The 4044-nt window shown below is 72.1% G+C and carries 5 protein-coding genes and 1 pseudogene; 4 read left to right on the top strand and 2 right to left on the bottom strand.

Going from position 1 to position 4044, the window contains the following annotated elements; all coding sequences use genetic code 11:
* From RIF89_RS11625 to RIF89_RS11615, 3 genes and pseudogenes are all read left to right on the top strand, one after another.
* A pseudogene (locus RIF89_RS11625) lies at positions 1-129 on the top strand (purine-nucleoside phosphorylase); the annotation flags it as partial.
* Positions 129-1802: a phospho-sugar mutase gene (locus RIF89_RS11620; protein WP_309069271.1), complete on the top strand. Its 1674-nt coding sequence runs from the start codon at positions 129-131 to the stop codon at positions 1800-1802. The pseudogene RIF89_RS11625 and the gene RIF89_RS11620, both read left to right, overlap by 1 nt.
* 81 nt (positions 1803-1883) lie before the next feature.
* Positions 1884-2288 (top strand): aldehyde dehydrogenase, encoded by a 405-nt coding sequence (locus RIF89_RS11615; RefSeq protein ID WP_309069270.1) that lies wholly within the window; start codon positions 1884-1886, stop codon positions 2286-2288.
* Between the two features lie 12 nt (positions 2289-2300).
* On the opposite strand, the gene RIF89_RS11610 is transcribed toward RIF89_RS11615, so the two are convergent.
* Positions 2301-2549, bottom strand: coding sequence for a hypothetical protein (locus tag RIF89_RS11610; protein ID WP_309069269.1), 249 nt, complete (start codon positions 2547-2549; stop codon positions 2301-2303).
* Positions 2550-2736: 187 nt separating this feature from the next.
* On the opposite strand from RIF89_RS11610, the gene RIF89_RS11605 reads away from it, so the two are divergent.
* Complete coding sequence (locus tag RIF89_RS11605) at positions 2737-2997, top strand: HPr family phosphocarrier protein (protein ID WP_309069268.1); 261 nt, start codon at positions 2737-2739, stop codon at positions 2995-2997.
* A 56-nt stretch (positions 2998-3053) separates the two neighbouring features.
* Here RIF89_RS11605 and RIF89_RS11600 read toward each other — a convergent pair.
* On the bottom strand, positions 3054-4044 hold a 991-nt coding region (locus RIF89_RS11600), incomplete at its 5' end, for a PTS sugar transporter subunit IIA (RefSeq protein ID WP_309069267.1).

The raw sequence follows: 4044 nt of genomic DNA, 5'->3' as shown, positions 1-4044 counted from the left end.
TCGCTCATCACCAACCTCGCCGCGGGCATCTCGCCCGACCCGCTCAGCCACGAAGAGGTGATCGATGCCGGCCGCCAGGCGGAGCCGGTGATCTCGGCCCTGCTCGCCCGCGTGATCGAGCGGCTGTGATGGACACCGCGATCCTGGATCAGGCCCGCGCCTGGCTCGCGCAGGACCCCGACGACGAGACCCGCGAGGAGCTCGCGGGGCTCATCGAGCGCGCGGAGTCCGGCGACGAGGACGCGGTCGACGACCTCGCCGACCGCTTCGACGGCCGGCTGCAGTTCGGCACCGCGGGCCTGCGCGGCGAGCTCGGCGCGGGCAGCAACCGCATGAACCGCGTACTGGTGGCGCAGGCGGCGGCGGGCTTCGCGGCGTTCCTGCGCGGTCGCGATCCCGATGGCACGCCGACGGTGGTCGTCGGCTACGACGGCCGCCGCAACTCCGACGTGTTCGCCCGCGACTCCGCCGAGCTGTTCGCCGGCGCGGGGCTGCGTGCGATCCTGCTCCCCCGGCGCCTTCCGACGCCGGTGCTCGCGTTCGCGGTGCGGCACCTGGGCGCCGACGCCGGCGTCATGGTGACGGCGAGCCACAATCCCCCGAACGACAACGGCTACAAGGTCTACCTCGGCGGGCGTGACGCGGGCTCCCAGATCGTGGCGCCGTCCGACGGCGAGATCGCGGCGTCCATCCGGCGGATCGCGGACGAGAGCTCGGTGCTCGACCTGCCGCGCTCGACCGACTACGAGATCGCCGACGAGGCGGTCGTCGAGGAGTACGTCTCGGCGACCGCCGCCGTGGGGCCGGCTCCCGAGGGCGCCGCCGGCACGCGCTGGGTCTACACCGCGATGCACGGCGTCGGCTGGGAGACCTTCGCCCGGGTGCTGCAGGCCGCGGGCTACCCCGCCCCCACCGTGGTGCCCGAGCAGATCGATCCCGACGGCCGCTTCCCGACCGTGGCGTTCCCGAACCCCGAGGAGCCCGGCGCGATGGACCTCGCCTTCGCGACGGCCCGCTCCTCGGACGCGGAGTTCGTGATCGCGCAGGATCCGGATGCCGACCGCCTCGCGGTCGCCATCCCGCTGCGCGGCGAGGGGGGCGAAGGCGGCTGGCGTCGCCTGACCGGCAACGAGGTCGGGCTGCTGCTGGGCCGGCGTGCCGCCCGAGCGGCGGCCGGCACGTCCGGCGCATCGCTCGCGTGCTCGCTCGTGTCCTCGCCGGGTCTGGGCGCGATCGCCGAGAAGTACGATCTCGACTTCCACGAGACCCTCACGGGCTTCAAGTGGATCTCCCGCGCGCCCGGCATGGTGTTCGGCTTCGAGGAGGCGCTCGGGTACCTCGTGAACCCCGAGACGGTGCGCGACAAGGACGGCATCTCGGCGTCGATCGCGTTCCTCGAGCTCGCGACGGAGGCGCGCGGCCGCGGCCTGACGATCGCCGACCTGCTCGACGAGCTCACGACGGAGATCGGCTTCTACGCGAGCGGTCAGGTGTCGGTGCGCGTCGAGGACGTCTCGACGATCGCGGCGATGATGGCCGCCCTGCGCGCCGATCCGCCCTCCTCGTTCGGCGACACGAAGGTCGCGCAGGCCGACGACCTGCTGCAGGACCCGGCGGGCCTGGGCGGGGACGTCCTGCGCTACAGCCTCGCGGACGGGTCCCGCATCATCTTCCGCCCGAGCGGCACCGAGCCGAAGCTCAAGGTCTACCTCGACGTGCGCGGCGAGTCGATGGAGGACTCCGCGGCGCGCCTCGTCGCGCTCGAGCAGGCCGTGAGAGAACGGCTGGATCGCCTCTCCTGAACCCCTTGGGCGCCACCTCTCCGCGACGTAGCATGCGAGCAGACGGGCGGCTTCGCCGTCCCCGACGAGAGGACGACGCACATGGGAATGATGATGGACATGATGGAGTCCATGCCGAGCGCTCAGGCGACAGGCATGGACATGGCGATGATGCAGGAGTGCATCGAGGCGTGCTCGGCGGTGGGCATGACGGCGACGATGTGCGCCGACGCGGACGCCGGCGAGAACATGGCGAAGTGCGCGTCGATGTGCGCCAACATGGCGGATGTCGCCGGCGCGACCATGCGCATGATGATGCGCCCGATGGGCTACGACACGGGCGTCATGCGCGCCATGATGACCGCGTGCATGACCATGGGCGAGGCCTGCGCGGCCGAGTGCCGCATGCACGCAGAGATGGCGGAGCACTGCCGCATCTGCGCCATGGCGTGCGAGGCGATGGTCGAGACCTGTCGCAGGGCGATGGACGCGATGCAGATGGCCTGACGGCGGGAAGGATCAGCGGCGACGCGCGCGGATGAGCCGGCCGCCGACGGAAAGCACCTCCGCGACCGGGTGGAACGCCACCGGCTCGCCGGCGGACACGCGCGCCCGCACGTCGATCGCGAGCACCTCTCCCGTGAGCGTGGAGAGCGCGACGCCCGATGCGTCCGTGCACATGACGAGAGCATCGATCCACGCGCTCGGCCACGCCGAGACCACCGCGCGCTGCACCGGCAGCACATCCTGGGTCGTGTTCTCGCTCATGACTCAACGGTAGGAACCGCCGCCCGCTCTGTCACACGTTCACGTCACACGCCGCAATACGGGCGGCATCTCCTCGTCTTTCCGACGCCGCCGAGCCGACCAGCACTCGTTCGTCGAATCCGCGGTGGTTCGCGTGCCGGATCGGCGAAAGAGCACGGGTTCGACGGCGCGCGGGTACGGTGTGGGGATGGCGCTGCGGAGGGTCGTGATCACCGCGGCCGCGGGGCTGCACGCGCGGCCCGCGGCCGAGCTGGCGCGCATCGCCCAACGGCGCGATGGCGGCATCCGGATCCGCACGGCGAGCGCGACCGTCGACGCCGCGAGCGTGCTGGCGGTGATGAACCTGGCGCTGACGCACGGGCAGGAGGTCGAGCTCGAGGCGGAGGGTCCGGGGGCGGACGCCGCGCTGGACATCGCCGAATCGCTGCTGGCCCCGCCGGGGCACTGACGTCGCGCGCCGCGCCCGTCGCGCCCGCGCCGTCGCCTGCGCGAGGTCTCAGCGCGCTAGCCGTCGATCACGGCGGCGAGCTCGTCGAGGAACGAGGACAGATCGACGCCGCGCCGCACGAGACGCTGCGCGCTGTCGGGCTCGCCGAAGACCTCGACGAGCTGCTCGAAAACGGTCTGGAACGCGGCGCGGTCGCTCTCGCTGAAGGCGACGAGCGCGACGACGTTCACGCGTCTGTCGCCCCACCGAACGGGCTGATCGCTGATGCCGAGCGCGATCGCCGTGCGGGCCGCGGTCATCCGCAGCGCGTGCGGCACCGCGAGGGTCTCGGTGAACGCCGTCGACGACAGCCGCTCGCGCTCGATCGTGCTGACGACGTACTCCTCGTCGATGACGCCCTGCGCCACGAGCAGGGCGCCCAGATCCCGGATGATCCCCTCCTCGCCGCGCGAGGCATCCATCCCCCGCAAGAACGCGCCGGGCGAGAAGTAGCGCGCGAGCTCGGCCCGCAGCCGCCCGAGCCTGCGGGAGCGGCGCACGCGGCTCGCGGCGGCGGCGACCCGCTCGACGTCGGCGTCGGTCAGGAACGGCTGGATCCGCACGATCCGGTCCGAGGGCGTGCCGGCCGAGAGCACGGGCGGCTCGATCGTCGTGAGCACCAGGTCGGAGTCGATCGCGCTCCAGTCCGGGTCCACGCGCGTCTCGACGCCGATGACCTCGATCGAGCGGCCGAGCGACCGGTCCACGCTCGAGCGCAGCAGCTCGTGCAGCTCGTAGTAGCCGGGGCACACGATCGTCGCGGTGAGCATCGTCTCGGCGCGGCGGCTGCGCTCGAGGCGTCCGCCGACGTGCATCGCGATGTACGCGATCTCGTCGTCGTGGATCTGCATGCCCAGCGTCACGGCGAGCTCGCTCGCGAGGGAGACGGCGACATCGAAGATCATCGGGTACGCCGATTTCAGCGTGCGGGTGAGAGGATTGCGCGACCACGCCTGTTCCCGCGCCCGGTGCACGAGGTTCTGCACGTGCAGCGACAGGCGCTCGACG

Origin of the sequence: Microbacterium sp. (assembly GCF_031178525.1) — a bacterium.
Lineage (GTDB): Bacteria > Actinomycetota > Actinomycetes > Actinomycetales > Microbacteriaceae > Microbacterium.
The sequence above is the reverse complement of the archived record's forward strand: the minus strand, read 5'-3'. Positions and strand labels throughout refer to the sequence as shown.